Source organism: Rhizobium sp. O111, assembly GCF_055616315.1.
The window spans coordinates 2,748,462-2,775,074 of sequence record NZ_JBSHXL010000001.1 but is presented as its reverse complement, the minus strand read 5'-3'; the positions used below and the strand labels follow the sequence as shown (position 1 = coordinate 2,775,074).

Here is a 26,613-nt window from a genome sequence, read left to right as displayed (position 1 = left end):
AAATCCGGGACGCCCGCGTCAGCCTCTGGCGCACGTCATGGATCGGTCTTATATAGCAGTTGCGATCTGCGCCTCTCGACAGGAACCACAATCCCTGGGGCCATACTCGATCCAAAGGGAGCTGTCCCTGGCCAGGCCCGTGGGCTTGGACATATGGCGCCCACCTACGTTTGTAGGCACCCAGGATCGTAAACCTCCATCGGTTGCCGCGGATCGCACTCCTCTTTCTCATCGTCAGCGACCGTATCGCGCTTCGAGCGCCCTGGTATCAGGCGCTATTCAGCGCCGTTTTCCTTCATGCAGGTCGTCAGCGCGGCGAATGCCTCCTCCGTGCCCGTCAGCGGCAGGATGACGTCGATGCCGTTGGCAGTGACGGTCAGTTCCTTGCCCGAGGTCAAGGCGGTTACAGCCGCGGCATCGTTCGGAACGTCGATCGTCACTGTCTTGTCGCTGTCGGCCGTCGAGGAAAACTCCGCGGCGGCAGCCCCATCCACCGACCATGTCCCGTTGACGCGCTCACCCTTGGTGATCGCGAAGGCGTCGGCATTGGCAAACAGCGCCAGCTTGTCGCCGACGGCGAGGTAGCCGATGCCGGTGTGGTTGTTCTGCGCAAGGCAACCGATGAACGTGTCGCCATCCGTCATCGGGGTGACGCCGAAATCGGCGGCGCGGGTGGCTGTGATCGAGAGCAGGGTGGTGGTTACGAGCGTGGCCGCGGCGAGGATATGCTTCATGTGACGTCCTTGTTGCGCGGGTGCTGGCACGGCCACCGGCTGTCGCGCACGATCACGCCGGCGCGCTTCTACTGCCGTATGCCGGGTTTGCTGGCAATGGGGTGGCGGGCTGTCGGCGGCGAAAAACGGGCGTGTGACTAGGGCTTCGGTGGCTATCTGGCACGGTGTCGCAGTGCGGCCAACAATACATGCGCTCAGTGCAGGGGAGGCGTTCCGAGTTTTTCTCACGCAGGAATTGCTCATTTTTCGAAGCCTGAAGCCGATATCCGGCGATTAAAACGGTTAAAACACTTTAACGATTGTGGTCGAGCCAAATGCCATTCCGCGAATTCGGGCGAAATCGCCGCAAAATGGCGTTTTCCAAAAACGTTTACGGCTTTTCTGAGGGCAAAAATATTAAGCAGCACGGTTTTAGTTATGCATTCGGTGCATGGGTGTTCTGATGCTTTAGCGCTGTTCGTTGTCGGCCTTCATGCATATATTCGCATCAACAGAGAGACACGGGCAGCAAACACGCTGCCAAGCGCTGAAAGCCCTAGGAAAGGGGATCATCATGAACGTAGCACGCTCCTTCAATAACTGGCGCAAGTATCGTCAGACCGTTAGCGAACTCGGCCGCATGTCCAACCGTGCGCTGAACGACCTCGGTATCGACCGCTCCGAGATCCAGCGCGTTGCTCGCGACGCCACTCGCTAACATGCGATTGCTGCTCTTCACGAGCAGATAGATTTCAAACGCCCGTTGCTTCCAGCTGCGGGCGTTTTGCTTTTGTGGCCTTTGATTTGCGAGCGGGGCTTGGGCTTCAAGCCGGTTTTGCTTGCGAAGCGCGCGGTGCTGGCGATATGGCAATGGCCATGTTTTCACTCACCCGCATCGAAACCCTGGAGCAGATCGTCAAGAAAAGCCGATTTCTGGCTGTCGCGGCGCCGATCGGCTCGGAAGAGGATGCTCGGGCGTTTCTGGCCGCGCACGGTGATCCAGCCGCCAATCACAATTGCTGGGCGTGGCGGATCGGCCAGAACTATCGCTTCAACGATGATGGCGAGCCGAGCGGCACCGCAGGCAAGCCGATCCTGCAGGCGATCGACGGGCAGGCGCTCGACCGGGTGGCGGTCGTCGTCACGCGCTGGTTCGGCGGCGTGCTGCTTGGCACCGGCGGCTTGATCCGCGCTTATGGCGGCACCGCCGCCGCGTGTCTGAGGGCTGCGGCGACGGTTGAGCTGGTCGCGACGGTCGAGGCGGAGATCTCGGTGAATTTTTCCGATCTGGCTCTGGTGAAAGCGCGGCTTGCGGGCTTCGCCGGCGTGCGCGTGGTGGCTGAGGTGTTCGTCGATGCGGGTGCGCTGCTGACGCTTTCCGTGCCGGAAGCGGTGTTTTCCGAGGCCGCACGGATGCTCAGCGATGCCACCAGTGGCCGCGTAATTCTTGCGGTGCAGCAATGAGCCGCAGCCTTATTGGCGGTTTGCGGTTGACATTCGAAATATTTTTTTAGTTTCCAGATTCGGCGGAAGGCCTTGCGGGCTCGCGGTTCTCGCGTTTATCGGCGCGCGAAGCGTCGGCGTTCCCGCTATTGTGACGGAGACTTCGCTTGCGTGCTGCAGTGCGAGTGATAGGTATTCGCGCATAATATCGATTAGATTCTCAATTCTCAGGAGATTATGAGATGCAGCTTGGCATGGTTGGCTTGGGCCGTATGGGCAGCTTCATGGTCCAGCGCTTGATGCGTGATGGCCATGAATGCGTGGTCTATGATGCGAAGACGGAAAGCGTGAACGATCTGGTCGGCAAGGGCGCCATCGGCAGCGCCTCGCTGGAAGAGTTCGTCTCGAAGCTTTCGCGTCCGCGCGCCGTGTGGCTGATGCTGCCGGCGGCCATCACCGACAAGGTGATCGCGCAGATCACGCCGCTGCTCGACAGCGACGATATCATCATCGACGGCGGCAACTCCTACTACCACGACGACATTCGCCGCGGTGGCGAGCTGATCACCAAGGGCCTGCACTATGTCGACGTCGGCACCAGCGGTGGCGTCTTCGGTCTCGAGCGTGGCTATTGCCTGATGATCGGCGGCGAAAAGGCCGTGGTTGAATCGCTTTCGCCGATCTTCAAGTCGCTGGCGCCTGGCGTCGGCAATGTGGTTCCCTCGGCGCATCGCCCCGATCAGGCCGGCAGCACGGCCGAGCAGGGCTATCTGCATTGCGGCCCGCACGGCGCCGGCCACTTCGTCAAGATGGTGCACAACGGCATCGAGTACGGCCTGATGGCGGCTTATGCCGAAGGCTTCAACATCCTGAAGCGCGCCAATATCGGCGCCGATAATCATGAAGTCGATGCCGAGACGGCGCCGATCGCGCATCCTGAGCACTACCAGTACGACTTCAATCTGCAGGACGTCGCCGAAGTGTGGCGTCGCGGCAGCGTCATCACCTCCTGGCTGCTCGACCTGACCTCGGATGCGCTGCATGCCGATCCCGCGCTCGGCGCCTATGCCGGCCGCGTTTCCGACTCTGGCGAAGGCCGCTGGACGATCATGGCCGCCATCGACGAAAGCGTTCCGACGCCGGTTCTGAGTGCCGCGCTCTACAGCCGCTTCTCCTCGCGCGACAATGACGAGTTCGCCAACAAGGTGCTCTCGGCCATGCGCGCCGGCTTCGGCGGCCACGTCGAAAAGCCGAAGGCGTAAACCATTCAGCAATAATGGTTATCCAAGCCCGCGCAGCCACAAGCTGCGCGGGCTTTTCTTTCCCGCGCTTCAATATAAGCTACGCTATATATATTGGAGGGGCTGGTATGGGTCTGGGGTTTGGTGCGCGCATCACGAGGCGGCTTCTGCCGCTCCTTGCATTTGGCATGATCGTTTCGAGTGCCGCGGCGCAAACGCCCGCGGCAACACCCAGCCCGACACCGGCAGCGCCGCCGCCCGCCGAGGTGCGGCAGATGCTGCAGCTCATGGAAACGCCCGCCGTCAAGCAATGGATGGCGACGCAGGCGCAGACGCAAAGCCCGGCGGCTCTGGCTCCGGCAGGGCAGGCCCCGGCGGCAACGCAGCCGGCGAGCACCCCGGCACAACCGGCAGCACCCGGCGGCGAGATGTCCGGCGAGCAGATGTCGGTGCTTTCCGATTTTCTCGGCCATGCGCGCCGTCATTTCGATCTCGTCTCCGGTGCCGCGATGACGCTGCCGGATGAAGTCGAGAACGCATCGGAGATCGTCGAGCGCGAGGTGCAGCCGAGTGGTTGGGCATTCGTGACCATCGAGCTGCTGGCGCTGTTCCTGGCCGGGGTGGTGGCGGAATTCCTGTTCCGGATGATCGTGCCGCGCCCGCGTGTCAAACTCGAAGATGGCGCGGTCGTCACGGTCGCGCACCATGCGGCAAACAATCTGAGCTACCGCATCGTGCCGGCGCTGGTGTTCTGTGTCGCCACGCTCGTGCCACTCGTGCTCTTCAACTGGCCGCCGATCACGCAATCGCTGGCGATCGCGGTCGCCATCGCGCTGATCGTCTCGCGCGTCACCATCTCGGTCGGCCGCCTCATCGTGGCGCTGGTGACGCTGCCGCATGTCGGTGGTGAAAGGGACGTCTCGCGCGCAACCGCGATGTTCTGGTTCAAGCGCAGCTGCACCTTCATCATCTATTTCGTGTTCGGCTGGGTGCTGATCCAGCTGATGGCGCCGCTGGGCTTCTCTCCCGGCTCGCGCTATCTCGTGGCCTACGCGCTCGGGCTCGGGCTGCTTGCCATTGCGACCGAAGCGGTCTGGTCGCGTCCTGTAGACGAGGGGCAGAAAAGCACGACGGCCTCCTGGATGCTGACCATCTATTTCGCAGCACTCTGGCTGCTGTGGGTGGCAGGCTTCAATCTGATCTTGTGGATCGGCATCTATCTTGTGGCGTTGCCGCGTGTTCTGCGTGTCTCGACGCTTGCCGTGCGGGCGCTGCACAAGGCGGAAGCCGGGTTCCTCGCCAAGAAGCGGATCGCGGCTGTGCTGCTCGATCGCGGCGTGCGCGCCATCATCATCACCATCGCGGCCCTCTGGCTCGGCCGCATTCTCGGCTTCGCGGCCGATAGGATGGCGGCGGGCGAGACGATGATCGACCGGATCGTGCGCGGCTCGGTCGGCGGCATTGTCATTCTGCTTGCGGCCGATCTGCTCTGGCATCTGGCGCGCGCCTATATCAACGGCAGGCTGGAGGACTCACCTCTGGAAGGCTCGATCAACGATGACGAGAAGGCAAGGCGGGCGCGGCTGCAGACGCTGCTGCCGATCTTCCGCAATATCCTCGCCGTCGTGATCGCCGTCATCGCCGTGCTGATGGTGCTCTCGGGGCTGGGCGTCGAGATCGGGCCGCTGATCGCAGGCGCCGGTGTTGTCGGCGTCGCGGTGGGCTTCGGGGCGCAGACGATCGTCAAGGATGTGATCAGCGGCATGTTCTATCTCTGGGACGATGCCTTCCGGGTTGGCGAGTATATCGAGAGCGGCAGCCACAAGGGCGTGGTCGAGGCCTTCAGCCTGCGCTCCGTCAGGCTGCGCCACCATCGCGGACCGCTGACGACGGTGCCGTTCGGCGAGCTCGGCGCGGTCAAGAACCTCAACCGCGACTGGACCATCGACAAGATCACCCTCAACGTCACCTACGACACCGATCTCGTGCTGGCGAAGAAGGTGATCAAGCAGATCGGCCAGAAGCTGCTCGACAATCCCGATTACGCGCCTCACATCATCGAGACGCTGAAGATGAAGGGCGTCGAGCAGTTCGGCGAGTTCGCGATCGTCATCCGCCTGGCGATGATGACGAAGCCCGGCGAGCAGTTCGTTATCCGCCGCAACGCGCTGGCGATGATCCGCACGGCCTTCAAGGAAAACGGCATCGAATTCGCCGTGCCGACGTTGCAGGTGTCGAGCGAGACGCATGATGCCGACGCCAATGCCGCGGCTGCGCGCTACGCCGCGCAGAAGAGCGGTCAGGGCGCCGAGCCGGCCGCCTAGCCTGAGTGCCGGCATCCACGGATGCCGGCATCAGCCACCGAGGGCTTTAACCTTACGAAAATACAATATTCAAACCCCTGTCCCCGCGCCAAAAATGCCCCAATTGGGGATGAAGCAGGCGTCGTTAAGCGGCATTGGGATAGTGTTGGCATGTATTCGCGGGCTTGCGTCCAAGAACTTACATGCAGGTTATGTTAGATGTCCAAGACATGATTCCCGCTAATATGTAGGTTTACGACGGTTCGTAATGTCGAAGCACGCCAATTTGGAAGAGATTGAAGTCATAGAAGAATCCGCCATTTCGCGGTTTTTCAGCCGGTATCGGACGCATCTGACGGCGCTCGCCACGCTGGCCGTGTTCTGCATGGTCGGTTTCGCGATCGAGCAGCTGACGACCGAGGTGCGCTATGACGACGTGGTGCAGGCGCTGGCCGACACCAAGATCAGCTCGATGGTGCTTGCGTTGTTCTTCACGGCGCTGAGCTTCCTCGCGCTGGTGTTCTATGACGTCAACGCCATCGATTACGTCGGCAAGAAGCTGCCGTTTCCGCAGGTCGCGCTGACCGCGTTTGCCGCCTATGCCGTCGGCAACACGGCGGGCTTCGGCGCGCTCAGCGGCGGGGCCATTCGCTACCGCGCCTATTCAAGGCTCGGCCTGACGCCGGAGGATATCGGCCGCGTCATCGCTTTCGTCACCATCGCCTTCGGCCTCGGCCTGGCTGGCGTCGGCTCCATCGCGCTTCTCGCCATCGCGGACGAGATCGCGCCGCTGATCGATGTCAGCAGCTGGGTTCTGCGCCTTGTCGGCGGGTCGATCGTGCTGGTGCTGGCGGCGGGTGTCGTGCTTGGCCGTGGCGGTCGTGCGGTCAGTATCGGGCGTTTCTCGCTGCGGCTGCCTGATTCCGCCACCTGGTCGCGGCAATTCCTGGTCGCCGCCTTCGATATCGCGGCGTCCGCCACCGTTCTCTACGTTCTCCTGCCGCAGACGGCGATCAGCTGGCCGGTGTTTCTCGCCGTCTACGCGATTGCCGTCGGCCTCGGCGTGCTCAGCCATGTGCCGGCCGGTCTCGGCGTGTTCGAAACGGTCATTATCGCGGCACTTGGCAGTGCTGTTAATATCGACGCCGTGCTCGGCTCGCTGGTGCTCTACCGCCTGATCTACCACGTCGTGCCGCTGCTGCTGGCGGTCCTGGCGGTCTCGGCGACCGAGCTTCGCCGCTTCGCCGACCATCCCGTCGCCTCCGGATTCCGCCGGATCGGCATCCGGCTGATGCCGCAGCTTCTTTCGGCGCTGTCGCTGCTGCTTGGCGTCATGCTGATCTTTTCGAGCGTCACGCCGACGCCGGATTCGAACCTCGAATTCCTCTCCAACTATCTGCCGCTGCCGATCGTGGAAGGCGCGCACTTCCTGGCGAGCCTTGCCGGGCTGGCGCTGGTCGTCGCCGCGCGCGGTCTTGGCCAGAAGCTCGACGGCGCATGGTGGATCACCATTTTCTCGGCCGCGGCAGCGCTGATGCTGTCGCTGCTGAAGGCCGTGGCGCTGGTCGAGGCCGCTTTCCTCGCTTTCCTGATTTTCGGCCTGTTCGTCAGCCGTCGCCTGTTCCGTCGCCGCGCCTCGCTGCTCAACCAGACGCTGACGGCGTCGTGGCTGACGGCGATTGCCGTTGTCTGCGTCGGCGCCGTGGTCATCCTGCTCTTCGTCTATCGCGACGTCGATTACAGCAACGAATTGTGGTGGCAGTTCGAATTCGCCGACGAGGCGCCGCGCGGTCTGCGCGCCGTGCTTGGCATCACCATCATCTCGACCGCCATCGCGGTCTTCAGCCTGCTGCGGCCGGCAACGACCCGGCTCGAGCCGGCAACGGACGAGGCGCTGGAGCGCGCCGTCGATATCGTCGAGAAGCAGCGCTACGCCGACGCCAATCTGGTGCGCATGGGCGACAAGAGCGTGATGTTCTCCGACAAGGGCGATGCCTTCATCATGTATGGCCGCCAGGGGCGCTCGTGGATCGCGCTGTTCGATCCCGTCGGCGACCGCAGCGCGATGCCGGAGCTTGTGTGGCGCTTCGTCGAGACCGCACGCGCCGCCGGTTGCCGTGCGGTGTTCTACCAGATCTCCCCGGCACTGCTTTCGCATTGCGCCGATGCGGGCCTGCGGGCCTTCAAGCTCGGCGAGCTCGCAGTCTCCGACCTTTCGACCTTCGAGATGAAGGGCGGCAAGTGGGCGAACCTGCGCCAGACCGCAAGCCGCGCCCAGCGCGACGGGTTGAGCTTCGAGGTGATCGCGGCGGAAGACGTGCCTGGCGTGATGGACGAGCTGGCAGCGGTTTCCGATGCCTGGCTTGCCGACCACAACGCCAAGGAGAAGGGCTTTTCGCTCGGCGCGTTCACGCCCGACTACATTCTGGCTCAGCCGGTCGGCATCCTGAAGCTTGAAGGCAAGATTGTCGCCTTCGCAAACATCCTGATCACCGGCGCCAAGGACGAGGGGACGATCGACCTGATGCGCTTCTCGCCGGATGCGCCGAAGGGCTCCATGGACTTCCTGTTCGTGCAGATCATGGAATATCTGCGCGCCGAGGGCTTCTCGCACTTCAACCTCGGCATGGCCCCGCTTTCCGGCATGTCGAAGCGCGAGACGGCGCCCGTTTGGGACCGCATCGGCAGCACCGTGTTCGAGCACGGCGAGCGCTTCTACAACTTCAAGGGCCTGAGGGCCTTCAAATCCAAGTTTCACCCTCAATGGCATCCGCGCTATCTTGCGGTGTCCGGAGGAGGCAATCCGATGATCGCTTTGATGGACGCGACGCTCCTGATCGGCGGCGGATTGAAAGGGGTCGTGAGGAAATGATGAAAAGACACATTCTGGCCGCCGCCTGTGCGCTGGCGCTCTCCATTCCCGCCGCACATGCGGCCGACGAGACGACGCAGGAGTTCGAGACCGGGCTCATCCCGTCGCCGCACATCTTCCTGCCTGACGGTGACGTCAAGGGCGCCGTAATGCTGATCTCGGACGCCGCGGGCTGGGGCGACAAGGAGAAGACGGAAGCCGACCGGCTGGTGGGCGAGGGCGCCGTTGTCATCGGCGTCGATTTCCCATCCTACATCGATGCTCTGCGCAAATACGACGTCAGCGACAATGACGGCTGCATCTATCTGGTCTCCGATATCGAGTCGCTCAGCCAGCAGGTGCAGCGCGCCGCCGGCAATAGCCCTTATCACCTGCCGATCGTCGCCGGCATCGGCGAGGGCGGGGCGCTGGCGCTGGCAATCGCCGCGCAGACGCCGGATGCAACCATCGGCCAGACGTTGGCGATCGATCCGCTCGCGGGTATTCCGCTGACGCAGCAGCTTTGCACGCCGGCCAAGAAGAAGACGGTCGGTGACCGGATGATCTACGGCCTCAGCGACATCGCGCTGCCCGACCCCATCATCGCCGCCTTCACGCCCAATGCCGACAAGGACGGCCGCGCGCATGCGGATGAGCTGAAGAAGGCGCATTCCGACATCGACATTCGCGAGTCCCAGGACGACGCGCAGACGACGCTGAGCAGCACGCTCGACGATCTGATCGCCGCATCCGGCAATGCCGACAATCCGCTCGGGCTGCCGCTGACGATCCTCGACGCCAAGCCTGCCTTCGACACGATGGCGATCATCTACTCCGGCGATGGCGGCTGGCGCGATATCGACAAGGAAGTGGGTGCCGCGCTGCAGAAACAGGGTATTCCCGTGGTCGGCGTGGATTCGCTGCATTACTTCTGGTCGGAGCGTAAGCCGCAGGAAACCGCCGACGATCTCGGCAAGATCATCGAGCTCTACCGCAAGCAGTGGAAGGTCAAGCATGTTCTCTTGGTCGGCTATTCTTTCGGCGCCGACGTCGTGCCGGCCGCCTTCTCACGGCTGAAGCCGGCGGCAAAGAGCGCCGTGGCGCAGATCTCGCTGCTGTCGCTGTCGCACGAGGTGGATTACCAGATCTCCGTCATGGGCTGGCTCGGCGCCAAGACCGAAGGCGCCGGCGGCGATCCGGTGGCGGATCTGAAGGCCGTTGATCCGAAGATCGTCCAGTGCGTCTACGGCAAGGAAGACGACGACGAGGTTGCCTGCCCGGATCTGAAGGATAGCGGCGTCGATGTCATCGCACTCGCCGGCGACCATCACTTCGACGAAAACTACGCGCTGCTCAGCAAGACGATCATCGACGGGCTGAAGGCGCGGCTGCAGGATTAGCGCATCAGCTTCTCTTCGCTCCATCCGAGGGCGGCGATCTCGTCGCCCCGGAACCTTGCATCGTCTGAGACAATGAATTCATCGAGCTGAGGCGGCTTCACGCTGGTGCCCGCCAGCATGGCATGCACCTGGCCGCGATGATGCGTCTGGTGCTGGAAGAGATGACCGAGCACATCCTCCATCCGCTCCCGCTGGATACGTTCGCCGCGATGGATCTCGACGGTTGAGACCAGCTTCTGCTGCGATAGCGCTTCTACGAGCGTCACCAATCTTGCATCGACGGCCTTCTGTTCGGCGGCAAGGCTTGCGATATCGGAGCAGGGCTCCTCGACCACCCAGGCCTGCGGCCCCAGCGTGCCCCCCTCCAGCGCATCGACATAGAACCAGTCCACCGTCAGGATATGGTTCAGCGTCGCCTTGATCGACGGGAAGAAGCTGACGCGCGGCGCCTCGAACTCGCCGGGCTGCAACAGCGCGCAGGCCATGTGCAGGCGATGATTGGCGAGCGCGTTGTTATAGGCGAGCTTGCGGAAGGATCGGATGGGGTCGAAGTCAGGCATGGCTCTCCCTCTGCGGCGGATCCGTAAGTTCCGCGTAATTTTAGCAGCCGCGTTATTAGCAATCCAGGCGCAAGGCCTGCGCGATAGGTTCCCGGCGAAGGTTAGCCGATTCTGGCTATCTGATCCAAAGGGCCGCCGATGAATACCGACAAAAGCATACAGACCATCCACGCGATGACGAATTTCATAGTCGAGCAACACCCGGAAATCTTGCTGACTATGGTACAGAGATTGCGGCTCCAGCTGTCGAACTCCGTGGGCGAGTTTCATAAAAACAAGGTTGCGCGCGGGCCGTTCAAGGGTCTGTCGCTCAGCACGGATCTGCAGTGGGGCGGTGGGCTCGATAAAGGCTCCATGATCCTTGGCCTCTACGAGCAGGAAATCCTGAACCTGCTGGCCGAGATTCCGCCTAAGTATCGGACATTCATCGATCTCGGCGCCGCCGATGGCTATTACGGCGTCGGTGTGCTGGTGAGCAAGCAGTTCGACACGTCCTACTGCTACGAAATGACGGAACGTGGCCGCGATGTCATCGCTGCCAACGCCGCGCTGAACGGTGTGACCGACAAGGTGATCATTCGTGGCGAAGCAACCCGTGAATTCTACAATGACATCCCCGCCGAGGTCCGCGACCAGTCACTGGTCTTGATCGACATCGAGGGTGCGGAATTCGATCTTGTCGACGCCGATACTTTCGCGGCTTTTTCCAAGGCGATGATCGTCATCGAGATCCATGATTGGCTCGTCCAGGACGGCGCAGGCAAAATGGCCAAGCTGCGCGCCGACGCTGCAAGCACACACCGCATTACCGAGATCAAGATGGGTGCTCGCGACCTGTCGGAGATCTCCGAGGTTTATAGCATGCCCGACACGCAGCGCTGGCTGCTTTGCTCGGAAGGTCGGCAACGGCTTATGACCTGGCTGCGGTTCGATCCGATCGAAGCTTAGTCACCTGCGCCTCACGAGCCGTCGCCTCGCATTGTCGTTGCGAGGCGTCGGCACGACAGGCAAAGTCTCCGTCAGCCGGATTTCTTCAGCTCGGAATGGCTCTTCAGCACCTTGCCGCCGTCTTCCTGCTCGATCAGATAGGCCGGCTCCTCGGTGCTCGCCTTGCGCTTGATGACCGCACCTTCGATCGTGCGCTCGACCTCGTCGGTGAAGCTCTCCTTGATCTTGCCGGTCCCGGTTCCCTTGCCCCATTTCCATTCGACATCAGTGCCGATGCGGTACTTCTGCATGACGATCTCCTTTCGGGATGCCAATGCGCCAGGCGGGGTGGGGTTCCTCAATCGTCCTGCTGGAACAGGCGGAACTGGGCGGCTTCGAGATCCTTCGGCGGCTGCATGCCGAGGTGCTTCCAGGCGGTGGCGGTCAGTACACGGCCGCGCGGGGTGCGCTGGATGAAGCCCTGCTGGATCATGTAGGGTTCGATGATATCCTCGATCGCGTCGCGCGGCTCGGAAAGCCCGGCTGCGATCGTCTCGATGCCGACGGGGCCGCCGCCGAAATTCACGGCGATCATGTTCAGATAGCGCTTGTCGAGCTGGTCGAGGCCGAGATTGTCGACCAGCAGCCGGGTCAGCGCCTCGTCGGCGATCTCGCGGGTGACGGCTTCGGCTTTCGCGACCTCGGCGAAATCGCGCACACGGCGCAGCAGGCGGCCGGCGATACGAGGCGTGCCACGGGCGCGGCGCGCGATCTCGCGGGCGCCTTCGTCCGTCATCGGCAGGTTCATCAGCCGCGCGCCGCGGCGCACGATCAGCTCCAGTTCGTCGACTGTGTAGAAGGACAGGCGCACCGGGATGCCGAAGCGGTCGCGCAGCGGCGTCGTCAAAAGGCCGAGGCGGGTGGTGGCGGCGACCAGCGTGAATTTCGACAGGTCGATCTTCACCGAGCGCGCGGCCGGACCTTCGCCGATGATGAGGTCGAGCTGGAAGTCCTCCATCGCAGGATAGAGAATTTCCTCGACGGCGGGGCTGAGGCGATGGATTTCGTCGATGAAGAGCACGTCGCGCTCTTCGAGATTGGTGAGCAGCGCCGCCAGATCACCGGCCTTGGCGATAACCGGGCCGGATGTCGAGCGGAAGTTGACGCCGAGTTCCTTGGCCATGATCTGCGCCAGCGTCGTCTTGCCGAGACCGGGTGGGCCGACGAAGAGCACGTGATCGAGCGCCTCGCCACGGTTCTTCGCGGCCTCGATGAAGATTTTCAGATTGGCGCGGGCCTCGGCCTGGCCGGTGAACTCGTCCAGCGACTGCGGCCGCAACGTCGCGTCGAAATCCTCGCCGCGTTTTTCCGGGGTGATGAGGCGGGCGGTGTCGGTCATGCGAGAAGTTCCATTCCGGGAATTTTGCGGGCGGCCTTGCGGTCGAAGGTAAAGGTTTTGGTGCAGCCGTCGAGCCGGTTCATTTCACTGAGTAGCACATCGGCGAAATCGACATTGGCCGTTCGGCAGAGATAGACGGCATTGCCCACGGCTTCATAGGCGGCAACCTCGAATTCCCGTCGCTCGAGAACCGCCTGGATGAAATCGAGAATACGCTCTTTCGGATAGCGATACATGCGGTTCAACACCCAATAGGCTTCGAGAACGACGGAGACATTGACGAAGAGGACATCGTCCTGCTCCAGTCGGCGCAGGAGAGCCGCCACGGCATCGGCTTGCTTGGCGTCATCAGCCATGGCGACGCGCAAGAGCACGTTCGTGTCGATGCCGAAGCGTGCGGTCATTCGCGCTCACTCTTGCCAATCGCATGTTCGTAGCGCTCGACGGCGGCGTCCATGATCGCCTCATCGATGCCTTCCTGGGACAGCGGCGCATCAACCGGCGGCTTGCCGAGGATGCCTGCAAGTTCGCTGAGCGACTTGTTGCGGGGGACCATGATGAGTTCGCCGTTTCGGACCCAGGCATAGCATTTGTCGCCTGCCTTGACGTTCAGCTGATCGCGCAGGTCCTTGGGGATCGTCATCTGCCCCTTTGATGTGATCGTGATGTTGAAGCCCATGATCTCGCTCCGTTGTTCCGCCTTACGTCTGTATGATAGTAAGGCGGGATCGCCCTGGCAATTGCGCTTACCGCGACAACTCCTTCAGCCCCAGCCGGATCAGCTTGGCGCTGTCAGCGCCGTCTCCCGCGGTCTTCATCGCGGCGGCAACCGCGTTGGCGGCCTGGTCTCTGCTGTAGCCGAGGTTGGTGAGCGCCGATACGGCGTCGGCGACAGGGCCGGAGGCGACGCCTTCGCCGAGTTCCTGTTTCAGGCCGATATTGGCGGATGCCTCGCCGGCGAAGGCGGGGGCCTTGTTCTTCAACTCGGTGACGATGCGGACCGCGACCTTGGGGCCGACGCCGTTGGCGCGGGAGATGGATGTCTTGTCCTGCAGGGCGATGGCGTTGGCGAGTTCGCCGGGCGTCAGCGTCGAAAGCACCGCAAGAGCCACCTTGGAGCCGACGCCCTGGACGCTCTGCAACAGGTTGAACCATTCGCGCTCGAGCGCGGTCATGAAGCCGAAGAGCTTCAATTGGTCCTCGCGCACATAGGTCTCGATGAAGAGAATGCAGGCCTCGCCCACAGAGCCGATGCGTGACAGGGTGCGCGCCGAGCAATGGGCCACGTAGCAGACGCCGTGCACGTCGACGAGCACATAGTCGTCGCCGATTTCGTCGATGGTGCCTTTGAGCTTGCCGATCATGTTTGGTGGTCCGCCGGTTAAGAGTTCAGATGGGATGGGTTTCGGGCGTGATGAGGTCGAGCGCCGGGAAGTAGGCCCGGTAGCGCCCGGGATCGCGAGTAAGCAGACGATGGGAGCGAACGAGCGCATGCGCGCCGATCAGGAAATCGGGCAGGGTGCGTTCGCGTGCGCCGCCGGCGCGGCGGTAGGCGATGTGGGCCAGTCCGGCCTGATAGGCCGCAGGAAAGGGCACGGCTTCGCGCACCAGATTAAGACGCGCCAGCATGAACATGAGTTGGTCTTCACTCGGCGCCATGCTCGCCAATTCGGCCCAGACAATCGGCGTGAGAACGAACTGCGCTTGCGGGCGCAGCCTCAAAATCATCTCCGACGACCATTCCTTGAATTGCGTTTCCGGCCCAAAAACGTCGATGAAAACATTAGTATCAACGAGGACCGAGGTCATCGCGCGGCCCCCTCAGCCATTCCATATACTCGTCGGTGGTCATGCCGAGCGTGTCGAACGTACCCGACACGCTTTTCAGCCACGTTGCGAATTCTTCGTCCGATGCGGATTTGCCTTCGGCGACGACCACGAGTCGAGCGCCTTTCTCGTCCGCGACAAAATCCACCTCCGATCCCGGGCCGATGTTCAATCGGTCGCGGATCTCCTTGGGGATCGTCACCTGGCCTTTTTCGGTTACACGCATGGTAATACCTCTCAGGTATTACTTATCATGAAATGAGAACAAGTCAAGAACAAGCTAGCCGGCAAGTGCTGCCATGCGCATGCGGGCGCCGCCGCGGTTGTGGGCGTGGCAGATGGCGATGGCGAGTGCGTCGGCGGCGTCGTCGCCCTTGAACTCGGCCTTCGGCATCAGGATCTTCAGCATCATGTGGATCTGCTTCTTTTCGGCGTGGCCGACGCCGATGACGGCTTTCTTCACCGCGTTCGGCGCATACTCAGAGACCTGCAGGCCAGCGCGGGCGGGGACCAGCATGGCGATGCCGCGGGCCTGGCCGAGCTTCAGCGTCGCGACCGCGTCCTTGTTGACGAAGGTCTGCTCGACGGCGGCTTCGTCCGGTTGGTGGCTGTGGACGACGTCGGCAAGGCCATCATGCAGCTGGCAGAGGCGAGAGGCGAGGTCCATGTCGCCGTCCGACGTGACCGTGCCGGAGGCGACGAAGCGCAGCGAATTGCCCAGCGTCTCGATGACGCCCCAGCCGGTGCGGCGCAGGCCGGGGTCGATGCCGATGATACGAATCGCGCTTTGCATGCGGTAATCCTATTGCAGATCAGCGATAACTGCCATCGATATGTGAACAAAACAAAAACATCCCGGTGTTTTTGTCAGGGCTCATTTACGTGAATTTAAATTCCCTCGGTAACTTATGATCCACAAGAGATGAGAGGAGCCAGCTTTCTTGAGTGAAGGCTCCCCGTGTTCTGTTTTCAGGCCTGCCTGCGGGGCGCCAGCCCCGTCGGTATCAGCCGTTCCGGAAGGGGTTCGAGTTTTCCATGGTTCAGAGATTCCAGTCGCTGTCCTTCAAGGTCATTGCTACTTTCATTCTGCTGACGGCGCTGTCGATCGCCGCCATCAACTGTCTCGCCTATTTCGCCAGCAGCCGCATTTCCGGCGAGCAGGCGCTGAAGGCCAAGGAGAGCGTGCTGATTTTTCGCGGCGACATGCTGCATGATCAGCTGGTGCAGCTGGAAAACCAGGCCAATTCGATCGCCCGCATTGAGGCGCTGCAGATGTCGATCACCAGCCTGAAGAGCGGCTGGAAGACGATCGAGAAGACCTCGGGCGATGTGCGCGCCGAGCTCAAGAAGGTGTTCATCACCGACAATCCGAACCCGGCCGGCGAGCGCGAGAAGCTGGTGAAGCCGGATGCGCCGAGCGGGTTCTATTATTCCAACCATGAGAAGACCCAGGGCGAAGTCGCGCGCGATCTGCAGAATACGCCTTTCAGCGATCTCCTGATCGCCGATCTCGATGGTTTCGTGCTCTATTCCTACAAGAAGAACGACGATTTCGCCGAAAACCTGAAATCGGATGCGTGGAAATCGACCGGCGCCGGCCTTGCCTTTGCCAAGGCGATCGAAAACACCGCCAAGGCCACCGACGATGGCGCGCCCGCCGGCTTTTCCGGCCTGCGGGTGGATGCGAACGGTGCATCGGCGATTTTCTATGCCGTGCCTGTCGTCAAGCTCGGCCAGCCGAAGGGCGTGATGCTGTTCAGGGTGCGCGACGATGTCGTCGCCAGCATTCTCTCCAAGGGCATCGTTGCCGGAAGCACGGCGCAGGCGGCGATCGTTTCCGAGGATGGGTCGGCGGTCACGGTCAACGAAGCCGGCCGGCTGGCGACGCTCGATACCGCGCCCTTCACCTTCCTGAAGGATGCGTTTGCCAATCCCGCGATGTCGGTCAACGATTTCGACCGCGCCGATGGCGCCGCGCGCGCCTATGTGAAGCCCGTCGATTATCAGGGTGCGCGCTATCTGGTGGTCGAGAGCATGCGTCTCAGCGAGATCAATGCCGGCTCGCTTGAAATCGCGATGCTGTTGACGATGATCGGGTGCGGCGTGCTCGTGGTCATGGCCATCGCGACCGGGATCATCACCAAGATGCTGTTTTCGCCGCTGGCCAAGCTTGCCGGCGTGACCCGCGCGGTGGCAGATGGCGATCTCGAGGTCGAGATCGGCAGCCAGAACCGCGACGACGAGATCGGCACAATGGCTAAGGCGCTCGCCCGCTTCAAGCAGTCGCTCATCGACAGCCGCACGCTGGAAGCGGCCAGCGCCGAAACGCGCGAACGCGCCGACCGCGACCGCCAGCAGCATATGGCCGAGCGCGAGGCGGAGGCGAAGACGCTGCAGGAGGTGGTCGAGGCCATCGACGAGGGGCTTCTGCATCTGGCGAACGGCGATCTCGCCTACCAGATCGACCGCCGTTTCCCCAACGAGCTCGAGGGATTGCGCCACAATTTCAACCAGGCGCTGGCCACGCTCAGCGATACGATGACGGCAATCGGCGGAAATTCGGCGGCGGTGCGTTCGGGCTCGGAAGAGATGCGCGCCGGTTCGGACGATCTTGCCGGCCGCACCGAGCGGCAGGCGGCTTCGATCACCGAGACGGCGAGTGCCATCGACGCGATCACCCAGTCGGTCCGCTCGCAGCTTGCGCGCGCCGAAGAGGCCGAGCGGATCGCCCGCGACGCCAAGCGCGAGACATCGGGCTCCGGCCAGATCATGCGCGACACGATCGCGGCGATGGAGGCGATCCAGGCCTCGTCGCGGCAGATCAACTCGATCATCTCGGTCATCGATTCCATCGCCTTCCAGACCAATCTGCTGGCGCTGAATGCCGGTGTCGAGGCGGCGCGCGCCGGTGAGGCCGGCAAGGGCTTCGCGGTCGTGGCACAGGAAGTGCGCGAGCTTGCGCAGCGTTCGTCGGGCGCCGCCAAGGAGATCTCGCATCTGCTGCAGAAATCCACCCATGAGGTGGAGGCCGGCGTGTCGCTGGTCGAGCGGGCCGGCGTGGCGCTGACAGGCATCGGCGGTCACGTGGAGGCGATCAACGGCCAGATCAGCGAGATCATGGATGCCACCCGCGAGGAAGCCGAAACGCTGCGCCAGATCAACGCGGCGGTTGCCGAGCTCGATCAGATGACACAGCAGAACGCGGCGATGGTTGAGGAAAGCACGGCCGCCATCCATCTGCTCGCCACCGAAGCGGTCGAGATGGATCGCCAGCTCGCCAATTTCACGCTGGCGCAGGGTGAGCATCAGCACAGCGCCGAGGTGCATGTGCTCAGGCGGCGTGGATAGGATATGCATCGAATCCGCCGCTTCTCAACATTGAAGCGGCGGTGCCGGACCTGCGATTATAGCGTCCAGCTTCCGGAGATATCTGTCCCGTCGTGAATGTTCAGCCAGCCGTCCGGCTGAAGCCGCCAGCACGCCACTTGCCGCAAGCCCGTGATTGGCGTACATAAGCGCATCGCGAAAAGCGACCGCTTTCCTTGATCCGCTCAGTGGCGGAGTAAAACAGGTGGACGAATTGTCGTCCATGCGGTCAAGCACACGCCATCCATGCCGCCTCAGGCATCGATCGGCCAGCGTTCCCAAACATCATCGCCTGCCTCGTCAGGCCCTATCGTGAGCCATCGGCGCCGCGTGCGCTCGTGCGCTTGCGTTCGATCGGAACATGCCATGACCACACCATCTGTGACCAGACCACTTCTCGTCATCTTCACTGCCATCGTCCTCGATGCCGTCGGCATCGGGCTTATCTTTCCCATTCTTCCAGCCCTGCTCAAGGACGTCACCCACACCGAAAACGTCGCCTCCACCATCGGCATCATGACCGCGCTCTATGCGACGATGCAGTTCATCTTCGCGCCTGTGCTCGGCTCGCTGAGCGACCGGCTCGGCCGGCGCCCGGTGCTTTTGATCTCGCTTGCCGGTGCGGCCATCAACTATCTGTTCCTCGCCTTCGCACCCAGCCTGTGGATGCTGCTTCTCGGCCGCGCCATTGCCGGGCTCACCAGCGCCAATGTCTCCGTCGCATCGGCCTATATCACCGACATATCGCCCGAGGACAAACGCGCCCGCCGGTTCGGCCTCATCAATGCGATGTTCGGGGCCGGATTCATCGTTGGTCCGGTGCTCGGCGGCGCGCTGGGCGACTATTGGCTGCGGCTGCCCTTCATCGCGGCGGCGGTGTTGAATGGCTGCAACTTGCTTCTCGCCTTCCTCATGCTGCCGGAATCGCGCAAGCCCAGTCGGGAGAAGATCGATCTTGCGGCACTGAACCCGTTGCGGCCGCTCCATTGGCTCTTTTCCATGAAGAGCCTGCTGCCCATCGTCCTCATCTTCTTCGTCTTCAGCGCCACGGGCGAGGTTTACGGCACCTGCTGGGCGCTTTGGGGTGCGGACAGCTTTCAGTGGAACGGTCTGTGGGTCGGCCTCTCGCTCGGCGCCTTCGGCGTCTGCCAGACGCTGGCCCAGGCCTTCCTTCCGGGGCCTGCCGTCAAGCTTCTCGGCGAACGTGGCGCCATCCTGACCGGTGTCGCCAGCGCCTGCATGTCGCTCGTCGTCATGGCGTTTGCCACGCAGGGATGGATGATCTTCGCGATCATGCCGCTCTTCGCGCTCGGCGGCATCGGCGTTCCGGCGCTGCAATCGCTGGCGACGCGCCAGGTCGACGAGAGCCAGCAGGGACGGTTTCAGGGTGTGTTGTCGTCGGCGGTGAGCCTTGCCTCGATCGTCACGCCGCTCGGCTTCTCCAGCATCTACTTTCTCGTCAGGGCCCAATGGCCGGGCGCGATCTGGCTATCTGTTATCGTCGTCTACGCGGTCAGCGTGCCGCTCGTCTGCGGATTGCGGTTCGGCAAGCCCGAGGCGGTTCCCGTTCCGTCTTCACCGTGAGCGGATACCAATGCACTTTCCGAGATTCCGAACAGCCCGTGCGGATTGTCCTGGCTTATCGATGGAACCAGACTGACCTATTTCTCGTCTTGATCGAAACGGAGAAAGATCATGTCCAACCTTGAGAAGTCCGGAACATTCAAACTCGGCAACCGCACCGTCAAACGGCTCGGCTACGGTGCCATGCAGCTCGCCGGCAAGGGCGTCTTCGGGCCGCCGAGAGATCGCGCGGAAGCGGTGGCGGTGCTGCGCCAGGCGGTCGAGAGTGGGGTCGATCATATCGATACCAGCGATTTCTACGGCCCGCACGTCACCAACCAGATCATCAAGGAAGCGCTGCATCCCTATAAGGACGACCTCGTGATCGTCACCAAGATCGGGGCGGTGCGCGGGGCGGATGCGTCGTGGAACCCGGCCTTCTCGAAGGAGGCGCTGACGCAGGCGGTGCACGACAACCTCAAAAACCTCGGTCTCGATGCGATCGAGGTCGTCAATCTGCGCGCCATGTTCGATGTGCATGGCCCGGCCGAGGGCTCGCTGGAAGAGCCGCTGACGGTGCTGGCGGATCTGCAGCGCCAGGGTCTCGTCAAGCATATCGGCCTCTCCAACGTTACCGCCAAGCAGATCGCCGACGGGCGCAAGATCACCGAGATCGTCTGCGTGCAGAACCAGTACAATCTCGCCCATCGCGGCGACGATGCGCTGATCGAAAAGCTTGCGGGCGAGGGGACGGCCTATGTGCCCTTCTTCCCGCTCGGCGGCTTCTCGCCGCTGCAGTCCTCGACGCTGTCGGATGTCGCGGCCGAGTTGGGTGCCTCGCCGTTGCAGGTGGCGCTGGCATGGCTGCTGCAGCGCGCGCCGAACATCCTGCTCATCCCCGGCACCTCGTCGCGCGGACACCTGCGGGAGAACCTCGCCGTTGCCGATCTCGTGCTGCCCGCCGATGCCGTCGCCAAGCTTGACGGTATCGCATCGGCAAAGGCTGGTTGATCCCTCGACCATAACAGGCTCATGCCGGCATTGGCGCCGGCATGAGCGGGATCGTTCAGGTCATTGCCCCTCGGGGAGTGCCGCACGGGCCGTTCTGCGGCGCAGGGCGGTGGCGATCAGCAGGCCGAAGGTGGCGGTGATGCCGCCGACAAGGAAGATGCCGTCATATCCCGCCCGATCGGCGAGGAGACCGGCAAGCGGTCCCGTCAGCCCGTAGGATGCATCCTGGAATGCCGAGAAGCCGCCGAGCGCCGTTCCGCGCAGATGCGGCGCAACGAGGTGGACGACCTCGCGGCCCATGGCCGGAAAGATCATCGAGCAGCCGAGGCCGGTCATGAAGGCGCCGATCAGCGCGACGCTGGGGTCGCCGGCGCTCCAGATCAGCGCCTGGCCGACCGCCTCGACGGCAAGCGACACCATGGCCACGGCAAGCCCGCCGAACCGATCCGGCAGGTGGCCGAAGAGAATGCGCACCATGACGAAGCCGACGCCAAAGGCCGTCAGCCCGAGGCCGGCGAACGCCCAACCTTTGCTCTGGAAGTAAAGCGTGAAGAATGCGCCGATCGCGGCGAAGCCTATGCCTTGCAGGCAGATGACCGCGCCATGCAGCCAAATGCGCCCGATCACGCTCAGAAGCGCAGGGCGCTGCTGTGCGGTGTGCACAGGAACTGCTGGAACCCTGCTGATGGCGATAAGCCCCAGCAAGGGCAGGATCGCGCCGACCGCCATGGTTCCCGCGAAGCCGAGATGGGCGAGCAGCAACAGGCCGATGGGGCCGCCGACGGCCAGCGCGCCATAGATGGCGGCGCCGACGAGGGCGAGCACCTTGCCGGAGCGCTGCGGCCCGACGATGCCGATACCCCATGAGATGATACCGACCGCGACAAGGCTTTCGCCAAGCCCGAGCAGCAGCCGTCCGGCAATGAGCACGACGTAGGCGGCGGCCGGCATCTGCGACAGCAGGCCCGAGATCAGCGACACCAGCGCGCCCAGCACATAGAGCGCAAGTCCGCGCTGCACGGCAACCTTGGTGCCGCGTTGGTCGCTCATTCCGCCGGCATAACCGCGACTGACGATGGTCGAGAGGAATGCAATGCCGACGCCGAGACCGGCCCACATGTTTCCGAGCTTGAGTGTGCCGGTGACGTAAACGGGGATGACGGGAAGCGCGATCGCGATGCAGAGATAGGAGATGAAGAGGATCGCTGCTAGCAGATACAGCCGGCGCTGCTGCGGATCACGAAAAGTCTGGAAAGCCACGGTAACCTCCTGGCTATTCCTCGTCCAACGGGCACAAAAAAACGCACTCCGACCGACGAGGATCGATAAGTGCGTTGCTTGACGTTAGACGCTTACGACCGGTCAGCCGGTATGAGGCATGCTTAGACAACCGCCGGCGGGCTGTCAATGCGCGCGCTACCTTTCCGTGTTGCGGCCGGTGTTTTTCGCGCGCTGCCCTTTGGGGCTTCCGTTTGAGCACCTACATAGGGTGTCCCAATCCAACCACCGACAGGCCGCGCCATGGTTCCCTTCTCCATTCTCGATCTCTCACCCGTTGCCGAAGGCAGCACAATCAGGCAGTCGCTGGAGAGCTCGGCGCGGATGGCGCAGCGGGCCGAGGCGTTCGGCTATAACCGCTTCTGGCTGGCCGAACACCACGGCATGCCGGGGATCGCCAGTGCCGCCACCGCCGTGGTCATCGGCCATGTTGGCGCGGCCACGAAAAAGATCAGGATCGGCTCTGGCGGCATTATGCTGCCGAACCACTCGCCGCTCGTCATTGCCGAGCAGTTCGGTACGCTGGAGGCGCTGTTTCCGGGGCGCGTCGATCTCGGGCTCGGGCGGGCGCCAGGGACCGACATGCGCACGGCGCAGGCGCTGCGCCGCAATCTCGATGCCAGCAGCTTCCCCAACGATGTCGTCGAATTGCAGCAGCTGCTCGGCGCGCCGGTCGAGAACCAGGCGATCCTCTCCGTGCCCGGGATGAACAGCAACGTGCCGATCTGGCTGCTCGGCTCCAGCCTCTACAGCGCGCAGCTCGCCGGCATGCTCGGGCTTCCCTACGCATTCGCCTCGCACTTCGCGCCGGATTCGCTGATGGAGGCGCTCGATATCTATCGCGACCGGTTCCAGCCGTCGGCCGTGCTCGACAAGCCCTATGCGATGGTCGGCGTCATGGGATCGGTGGCGGAGACCGACGAGGAGGCCGCGTATCATTTCACCTCGGCGCAGCAGCAATTCGTCAATCTGCGCCGCAACGTGCGCGGCCAGTTCCCGAGGCCGCTCCAGGATATGGAGAGCTTCTGGTCGCCGATGGAGAAGATGACGGTCGAGCATACGCTGCGCTACGCCGTGGTCGGGTCACCGAAGACGGCGGAGGCGAAGCTCGCGGAATTCCTGCGCGATACACAGGCCGACGAGTTGATCATCTCGATGCCGATCCACGATATCGAGGCGCGGCTGAAGTCCGTCGAGCTGTTCGCGGGGCTCAACACGTTGATGCAAGCCGCCGCCTGACGGCAGCGAGGGGGATGCAGGCTGCTGCCTGACGGCAGCAACCGGGATGCAGGCCGCCGCCTGAGGGCGGTGGTCTGAGCGTCTACTTGATCGTCTCATTGGGATAGACGCCCCAGAGCGCGGATTGCCTTACGAAGCCGTCCAGATCATGGCCGGTCACATCCACCTTGCACCAGCTGCCGTCGCAATCGCTGATCGCGACCCGAACGCGAGGGGTCAGTGAGGCCAACTTGCGGGCCGAACTGCTCGGTCCGTCGCGCAAGGGAACGTGCGCCAATAGCCACGGCCCGACGATGGCGGTGCGGTTGCTCGACAGCAGCGCGCGGTGCATCCAGCCGGAAACGCCGTCGCTGTCGCGCACTTGGCGCCAGTTGCCGTATTCGGCGGTGATCTCCAGCGGCAGGCCCGGAACGCGGTAGATCCAGGCGATGCCGTAATCGAGCGAGGGGCCGACGCGCATGCGGGCCTCGCGCGACCGGAGCGACACGAAGCGGGGAACCTTCAGCCCGGTCTCGCGGCCTTTGGGGCCGCTGTCTGCTTTGGCCGCGACGGGTGCGGGCTGCGACAGCAGCGGATTGGCGGCGATCGAGGTGCAGGCCAGCGCCATGCCGGCAAGGCAGATCGCCGCCGTGCGCTTCCAGCCGCGAGCAAGGCGGGCATGGGACGGCACGCGGGTGCCGTCCTTTCGGGCGCACCTCATGCCGAGATGCGCTTCGTCAGTTTTGTCTTACACATTGCGATCGGCTCAGTTGCACTGGGCCATGCGCTTCAGCGCGGCGGTGACGCCGTTCAGCGAGTAGGTGTAGCTGGTGGCGGTGCCGCGGCGCGAGACGGCGTCGACGGTCATGTCGCTGCCGCCGCGCATGGAGTCGATCAGATCCGGCTCCTTGGTCTCTTCCAGCACCCAGGCGGACGAGCCCTTGGTGAACATGGTGAATTCCTTGCCGCCGATCTCGACCTTGGCGCGCGAGCCGGGCTTCAGATCATAGCCCATGATCGCCTGCGGCTCGTAATTGGTGCCACGGCCCGGCGCGCGGCCGACCACGAAATAGTTGCGCCCGTGATCGACGGCGGCGGGCTGCATGGTCTTCGGCACTGTCAGAATATAGCACACCGTCTTGCCCGAGCGGTCGTAGGAATAGACACCCCAATCGTCGAACTGCTTGACCATGGATGGCTGCGCATGAGCCGTGACCGCGCCTGCGAGCGTGCCTGCAAGTGCGATGGAGAGCGAAAGGGATAGTCTTTTCATGGGTCGTTTTCCCGCCGAGAGTATGAAGTGAGGCTGGCCTTGAGGCAGACCGGCTGGAGCGAATGGGCGGCATTCAAAGCGGCCAGGGTTACTGAGGCCTTAACAAACACCCCGTGTTCACGGACGTGTTACCGCCAGAGGTCAGTATGTGAGGGTTCACGCGGATAGACCTGTGGACAACAAAAAACCGGCCGCGTTTCCGGGGCCGGTTTTTGGGATTGAGATCGGAAGTGATCAGGCCGAGAGCTTGGCCAGCACTTCTTCCGAAACTTCGAAGTTCGAATAGACGTTCTGCACGTCGTCGTCGTCCTCGAGGCTGTCGATCAGCTTCAGCAGCGACTGGGCGCGCTCTTCGTCGACAGGCACGTTGTTCTGGGCGCGCCAGACGGCCTTGACGGTTTCCGCTTCGCCGAGCGAGGCTTCGAGCGCCTTGGCGACTTCGCCGAGGGCTTCGAAACCGCAGGTGATGTAGTGGCCATCTTCGTCGGTCTCGACGTCGTCGGCACCGGCTTCGATCGCCGCTTCCATCATCTTGTCGGCATCGCCGGCAGAGAGCTTGTAGGTGATCTCACCGACATGGTCGAAGGAGAAGGATACCGAGCCGGTTTCGCCCAGGGCGCCGCCAGCCTTGGTGAAGATCGAGCGGACGTTGGAGGCGGTGCGGTTGCGGTTGTCGGTCAGCGCTTCGACGATGATCGCGGTGCCGCCCGGGCCGTAGCCTTCGTAGCGCACTTCATCGTAGTTCTCGCCATCGGCGCCGGCAGCCTTCTTGATGGCGCGGTCGATGTTGTCCTTCGGCATCGACTGGGCCTTGGCATTCTGGATCGCCAGGCGCAGGCGGGCGTTCATCGTCGGGTCGGGCAGACCGGCCTTGGCGGCAACGGTGATTTCGCGCGCGAGCTTGGAGAACATTTTCGACCGCACGGCATCCTGACGGCCCTTGCGATGCATGATGTTTTTAAACTGTGAATGGCCAGCCATGGCACCCCTGTTCACGTCTTATTGTTGGGAATGGGCCGCCTTATAAGAGTGAAACGGGGCGCGTTCAAGGGAAAACAGGCGTGCCGGATGGCCGCGACGCCGGGGCGCTGCGTCAATCGGCGGTGTATTTGTTGCGGCTCGCGAAGAAGCCGTGTCCGTCCTTGCGGCGGCAGGTGAGGCCGCTTTCATCGGACATGCAGGTAAACGGTCCCGCCTTCCAGCGATCGCCGTAGTTGAGCACGTTGACATCGTTGCAGCAGGCGGTGTCGCCTTCCATCTCGAAGATGAAGGCCTTGCCGGAAGCCGACAGGATCAGCCGGATGTATTTCGGCTCGATGCGGTCGCAGCCGAGCTCGGGGCCGCCGTCATCGGGCTTGTACATCTCCGTGCCGCCCTTTGGGATATAGGTGCAGCCGATGTTTCTCGATGGTGTGACGAAGACGATCTGGCCGTTCTCGTCGGGCATGAAGCTGCGGTCAGCGGCGCGTGCGGGCGAGACCGATGCCAGAGACAATGCCGAGGCGAAGCCCAGCGTGACCAATGCCGCTATGCGCATGACGATCCCCCATATCCCCACGATACCAGGAGCGTAGCATCTGTTTTCACTTTGGGGAACAAAGCCCGCGAGATGACGTTTCAAACACGGACCATTCGAAACGGAAGGAAGCGCTATGGCTAGTTTCAACGAGGCTCGGGAACACCCGGCACGCCAGCTCTGGGATCAGGTCAACGACATTCATGCCGGCATGCTCGGCGTCGATGGCGCCGACATGCACATGCAGCCCATGGCGCCGAACGCCGATCCCAAGACCAACACCATCTGGTTCTACACCAAGTCGGACGCGGAGATCGTGCGGGCGATCAAGCCCGGAACGCGCGCGCATTTCTGCGTGGTCGGCAAGGACCACGACTACCACGCCTGCCTCGCCGGCAAGATCGAGGTTCGCCAGGATGCCTCCAAGATCGAGGAATACTGGAACTCGGTCGTGGCCGCCTGGTACGAAGATGGCAAGAAGGACCCGAAACTGACGATGCTCGCCATGCATGTCGACGACGCCGAAATCTGGGTGTCGACCGGCAGCAAGCTGAAATTCGGCTGGGAAATCGCCAAGGCCAATCTCGACGAGGACAAGATGCCGGATGTCGGCGTGCGACAGCATCTGCAGTTCGCTTGACGCAGGCTTGCGGCGAGGTCGATCGAGGCCCGGGAGCTTTGGCTCCTGGGCTTTTTTGTTGCGTCGGTTGCATGGGGGGGAGGT

27 protein-coding genes and 1 other RNA gene are annotated in these 26,613 nt (G+C 62.9%); 13 read left to right on the top strand and 15 right to left on the bottom strand.

The window, feature by feature from the left end:
- Positions 1-60: 60 nt before the first annotated feature.
- Positions 61-219: non-coding RNA, 6S RNA (gene ssrS / locus ACVTFQ_RS14005), on the top strand.
- A 56-nt stretch (positions 220-275) separates the two neighbouring features.
- On the opposite strand, the gene ACVTFQ_RS14000 is transcribed toward ssrS, so the two are convergent.
- Complete coding sequence (locus ACVTFQ_RS14000; protein WP_111563320.1) at positions 276-734, bottom strand: hypothetical protein; 459 nt, start codon at positions 732-734, stop codon at positions 276-278.
- Between the two features lie 553 nt (positions 735-1,287).
- On the opposite strand from ACVTFQ_RS14000, the gene ACVTFQ_RS13995 reads away from it, so the two are divergent.
- The 6 genes from ACVTFQ_RS13995 to ACVTFQ_RS13970 all read left to right on the top strand — a co-directional run bounded on the left by ACVTFQ_RS13995 (position 1,288) and on the right by ACVTFQ_RS13970 (position 9,951).
- Positions 1,288-1,431, top strand: coding sequence for a DUF1127 domain-containing protein (locus tag ACVTFQ_RS13995; protein ID WP_018899661.1), 144 nt, complete (start codon positions 1,288-1,290; stop codon positions 1,429-1,431).
- A gap of 158 nt (positions 1,432-1,589) precedes the next feature.
- Positions 1,590-2,177: an IMPACT family protein gene (locus tag ACVTFQ_RS13990; RefSeq protein WP_162717993.1), complete on the top strand. Its 588-nt coding sequence runs from the start codon at positions 1,590-1,592 to the stop codon at positions 2,175-2,177.
- 221 nt (positions 2,178-2,398) lie between these two features.
- Complete coding sequence (gene gnd / locus ACVTFQ_RS13985) at positions 2,399-3,418, top strand: phosphogluconate dehydrogenase (NAD(+)-dependent, decarboxylating) (protein WP_018899659.1); 1,020 nt, start codon at positions 2,399-2,401, stop codon at positions 3,416-3,418.
- A 107-nt stretch (positions 3,419-3,525) separates the two neighbouring features.
- Positions 3,526-5,721, top strand: coding sequence for a mechanosensitive ion channel family protein (locus ACVTFQ_RS13980; RefSeq protein WP_112435321.1), 2,196 nt, complete (start codon positions 3,526-3,528; stop codon positions 5,719-5,721).
- 247 nt (positions 5,722-5,968) lie between these two features.
- The gene (gene mprF / locus ACVTFQ_RS13975) at positions 5,969-8,572 is read left to right on the top strand and encodes a bifunctional lysylphosphatidylglycerol flippase/synthetase MprF (RefSeq protein WP_111563317.1); all 2,604 of its coding nucleotides are present in this window, start codon (positions 5,969-5,971) and stop codon (positions 8,570-8,572) included.
- On the top strand, positions 8,569-9,951 hold the full coding sequence (locus ACVTFQ_RS13970; RefSeq protein ID WP_111563316.1) for a virulence factor family protein: 1,383 nt from the start codon (positions 8,569-8,571) through the stop codon (positions 9,949-9,951). The genes mprF and ACVTFQ_RS13970 overlap by 4 nt, the downstream gene beginning before the upstream one ends.
- Here the strand turns inward: ACVTFQ_RS13970 and ACVTFQ_RS13965 are convergent.
- Positions 9,948-10,511 carry a DinB family protein gene (locus tag ACVTFQ_RS13965; RefSeq protein ID WP_111563315.1) on the bottom strand — a complete coding sequence of 188 codons (564 nt, stop codon included), beginning with the start codon at positions 10,509-10,511 and terminating at the stop codon, positions 9,948-9,950. The genes ACVTFQ_RS13970 and ACVTFQ_RS13965 overlap by 4 nt on opposite strands.
- 219 nt (positions 10,512-10,730) lie before the next feature.
- On the opposite strand from ACVTFQ_RS13965, the gene ACVTFQ_RS13960 reads away from it, so the two are divergent.
- On the top strand, positions 10,731-11,459 hold the full coding sequence (locus tag ACVTFQ_RS13960; protein WP_112991025.1) for a hypothetical protein: 729 nt from the start codon (positions 10,731-10,733) through the stop codon (positions 11,457-11,459).
- A 71-nt stretch (positions 11,460-11,530) separates the two neighbouring features.
- Here ACVTFQ_RS13960 and ACVTFQ_RS13955 read toward each other — a convergent pair whose 3' ends face one another.
- The 8 genes from ACVTFQ_RS13955 to ruvC form a co-directional block, all read right to left on the bottom strand.
- Positions 11,531-11,749, bottom strand: coding sequence for a hypervirulence associated TUDOR domain-containing protein (locus ACVTFQ_RS13955; RefSeq protein ID WP_111563313.1), 219 nt, complete (start codon positions 11,747-11,749; stop codon positions 11,531-11,533).
- 47 nt (positions 11,750-11,796) lie between these two features.
- On the bottom strand, positions 11,797-12,837 hold the full coding sequence (gene ruvB / locus ACVTFQ_RS13950) for a Holliday junction branch migration DNA helicase RuvB (RefSeq protein ID WP_111563312.1): 1,041 nt from the start codon (positions 12,835-12,837) through the stop codon (positions 11,797-11,799).
- On the bottom strand, positions 12,834-13,241 hold the full coding sequence (locus ACVTFQ_RS13945; RefSeq protein WP_111563311.1) for a PIN domain-containing protein: 408 nt from the start codon (positions 13,239-13,241) through the stop codon (positions 12,834-12,836). The genes ruvB and ACVTFQ_RS13945 overlap by 4 nt, the downstream gene beginning before the upstream one ends.
- On the bottom strand, positions 13,238-13,516 hold the full coding sequence (locus ACVTFQ_RS13940) for an AbrB/MazE/SpoVT family DNA-binding domain-containing protein (protein ID WP_111563310.1): 279 nt from the start codon (positions 13,514-13,516) through the stop codon (positions 13,238-13,240). The genes ACVTFQ_RS13945 and ACVTFQ_RS13940 overlap by 4 nt, the downstream gene beginning before the upstream one ends.
- A 67-nt stretch (positions 13,517-13,583) precedes the next feature.
- Positions 13,584-14,201, bottom strand: coding sequence for a Holliday junction branch migration protein RuvA (ruvA, locus tag ACVTFQ_RS13935; protein ID WP_111563309.1), 618 nt, complete (start codon positions 14,199-14,201; stop codon positions 13,584-13,586).
- A gap of 25 nt (positions 14,202-14,226) precedes the next feature.
- Positions 14,227-14,646: a type II toxin-antitoxin system VapC family toxin gene (locus ACVTFQ_RS13930; protein WP_111563308.1), complete on the bottom strand. Its 420-nt coding sequence runs from the start codon at positions 14,644-14,646 to the stop codon at positions 14,227-14,229.
- The gene (locus ACVTFQ_RS13925; RefSeq protein WP_111563307.1) at positions 14,627-14,890 is read right to left on the bottom strand and encodes an AbrB/MazE/SpoVT family DNA-binding domain-containing protein; all 264 of its coding nucleotides are present in this window, start codon (positions 14,888-14,890) and stop codon (positions 14,627-14,629) included. The genes ACVTFQ_RS13930 and ACVTFQ_RS13925 overlap by 20 nt, the downstream gene beginning before the upstream one ends.
- A gap of 54 nt (positions 14,891-14,944) precedes the next feature.
- Positions 14,945-15,457: a crossover junction endodeoxyribonuclease RuvC gene (gene ruvC, locus ACVTFQ_RS13920; protein ID WP_111563306.1), complete on the bottom strand. Its 513-nt coding sequence runs from the start codon at positions 15,455-15,457 to the stop codon at positions 14,945-14,947.
- A 242-nt stretch (positions 15,458-15,699) separates the two neighbouring features.
- Between ruvC and ACVTFQ_RS13915 the strand changes: the two genes are divergently transcribed.
- The 3 genes from ACVTFQ_RS13915 (at position 15,700) to ACVTFQ_RS13905 (ending at position 20,604) form a co-directional block, all read left to right on the top strand.
- A complete protein-coding gene (locus tag ACVTFQ_RS13915) occupies positions 15,700-18,012 on the top strand; it encodes a methyl-accepting chemotaxis protein (protein ID WP_112435320.1) in 2,313 nt (770 codons plus the stop codon).
- A 399-nt stretch (positions 18,013-18,411) separates the two neighbouring features.
- Positions 18,412-19,614 carry a TCR/Tet family MFS transporter gene (locus ACVTFQ_RS13910; protein WP_111563443.1) on the top strand — a complete coding sequence of 401 codons (1,203 nt, stop codon included), beginning with the start codon at positions 18,412-18,414 and terminating at the stop codon, positions 19,612-19,614.
- Between the two features lie 111 nt (positions 19,615-19,725).
- The gene (locus ACVTFQ_RS13905; protein WP_111563305.1) at positions 19,726-20,604 is read left to right on the top strand and encodes an aldo/keto reductase family oxidoreductase; all 879 of its coding nucleotides are present in this window, start codon (positions 19,726-19,728) and stop codon (positions 20,602-20,604) included.
- Positions 20,605-20,664: 60 nt separating this feature from the next.
- On the opposite strand, the gene ACVTFQ_RS13900 is transcribed toward ACVTFQ_RS13905, so the two are convergent.
- A complete protein-coding gene (locus ACVTFQ_RS13900; RefSeq protein ID WP_111563304.1) occupies positions 20,665-21,864 on the bottom strand; it encodes an MFS transporter in 1,200 nt (399 codons plus the stop codon).
- A gap of 261 nt (positions 21,865-22,125) precedes the next feature.
- Here ACVTFQ_RS13900 and ACVTFQ_RS13895 point away from each other — a divergent pair, with 261 nt between their 5' ends.
- Complete coding sequence (locus tag ACVTFQ_RS13895; protein WP_111563303.1) at positions 22,126-23,121, top strand: LLM class flavin-dependent oxidoreductase; 996 nt, start codon at positions 22,126-22,128, stop codon at positions 23,119-23,121.
- 82 nt (positions 23,122-23,203) lie between these two features.
- Here the strand turns inward: ACVTFQ_RS13895 and ACVTFQ_RS13890 are convergent, their stop codons facing one another.
- The 4 genes from ACVTFQ_RS13890 to ACVTFQ_RS13875 all read right to left on the bottom strand — a co-directional run bounded on the left by ACVTFQ_RS13890 (position 23,204) and on the right by ACVTFQ_RS13875 (position 25,910).
- The gene (locus tag ACVTFQ_RS13890) at positions 23,204-23,821 is read right to left on the bottom strand and encodes an SH3 domain-containing protein (RefSeq protein ID WP_111563302.1); all 618 of its coding nucleotides are present in this window, start codon (positions 23,819-23,821) and stop codon (positions 23,204-23,206) included.
- Between the two features lie 45 nt (positions 23,822-23,866).
- Positions 23,867-24,373 (bottom strand): invasion associated locus B family protein, encoded by a 507-nt coding sequence (locus ACVTFQ_RS13885; RefSeq protein WP_018899638.1) that lies wholly within the window; start codon positions 24,371-24,373, stop codon positions 23,867-23,869.
- A 234-nt stretch (positions 24,374-24,607) separates the two neighbouring features.
- Positions 24,608-25,354: a YebC/PmpR family DNA-binding transcriptional regulator gene (locus ACVTFQ_RS13880; protein ID WP_111563301.1), complete on the bottom strand. Its 747-nt coding sequence runs from the start codon at positions 25,352-25,354 to the stop codon at positions 24,608-24,610.
- A gap of 112 nt (positions 25,355-25,466) precedes the next feature.
- Entirely contained in the window at positions 25,467-25,910 is a 444-nt protein-coding gene (locus tag ACVTFQ_RS13875) for a DUF6636 domain-containing protein (protein ID WP_111563300.1), read from the bottom strand.
- Between the two features lie 115 nt (positions 25,911-26,025).
- On the opposite strand from ACVTFQ_RS13875, the gene ACVTFQ_RS13870 reads away from it, so the two are divergent.
- A complete protein-coding gene (locus ACVTFQ_RS13870; RefSeq protein WP_018899635.1) occupies positions 26,026-26,529 on the top strand; it encodes a pyridoxamine 5'-phosphate oxidase family protein in 504 nt (167 codons plus the stop codon).
- Positions 26,530-26,613 lie beyond the last annotated feature (84 nt).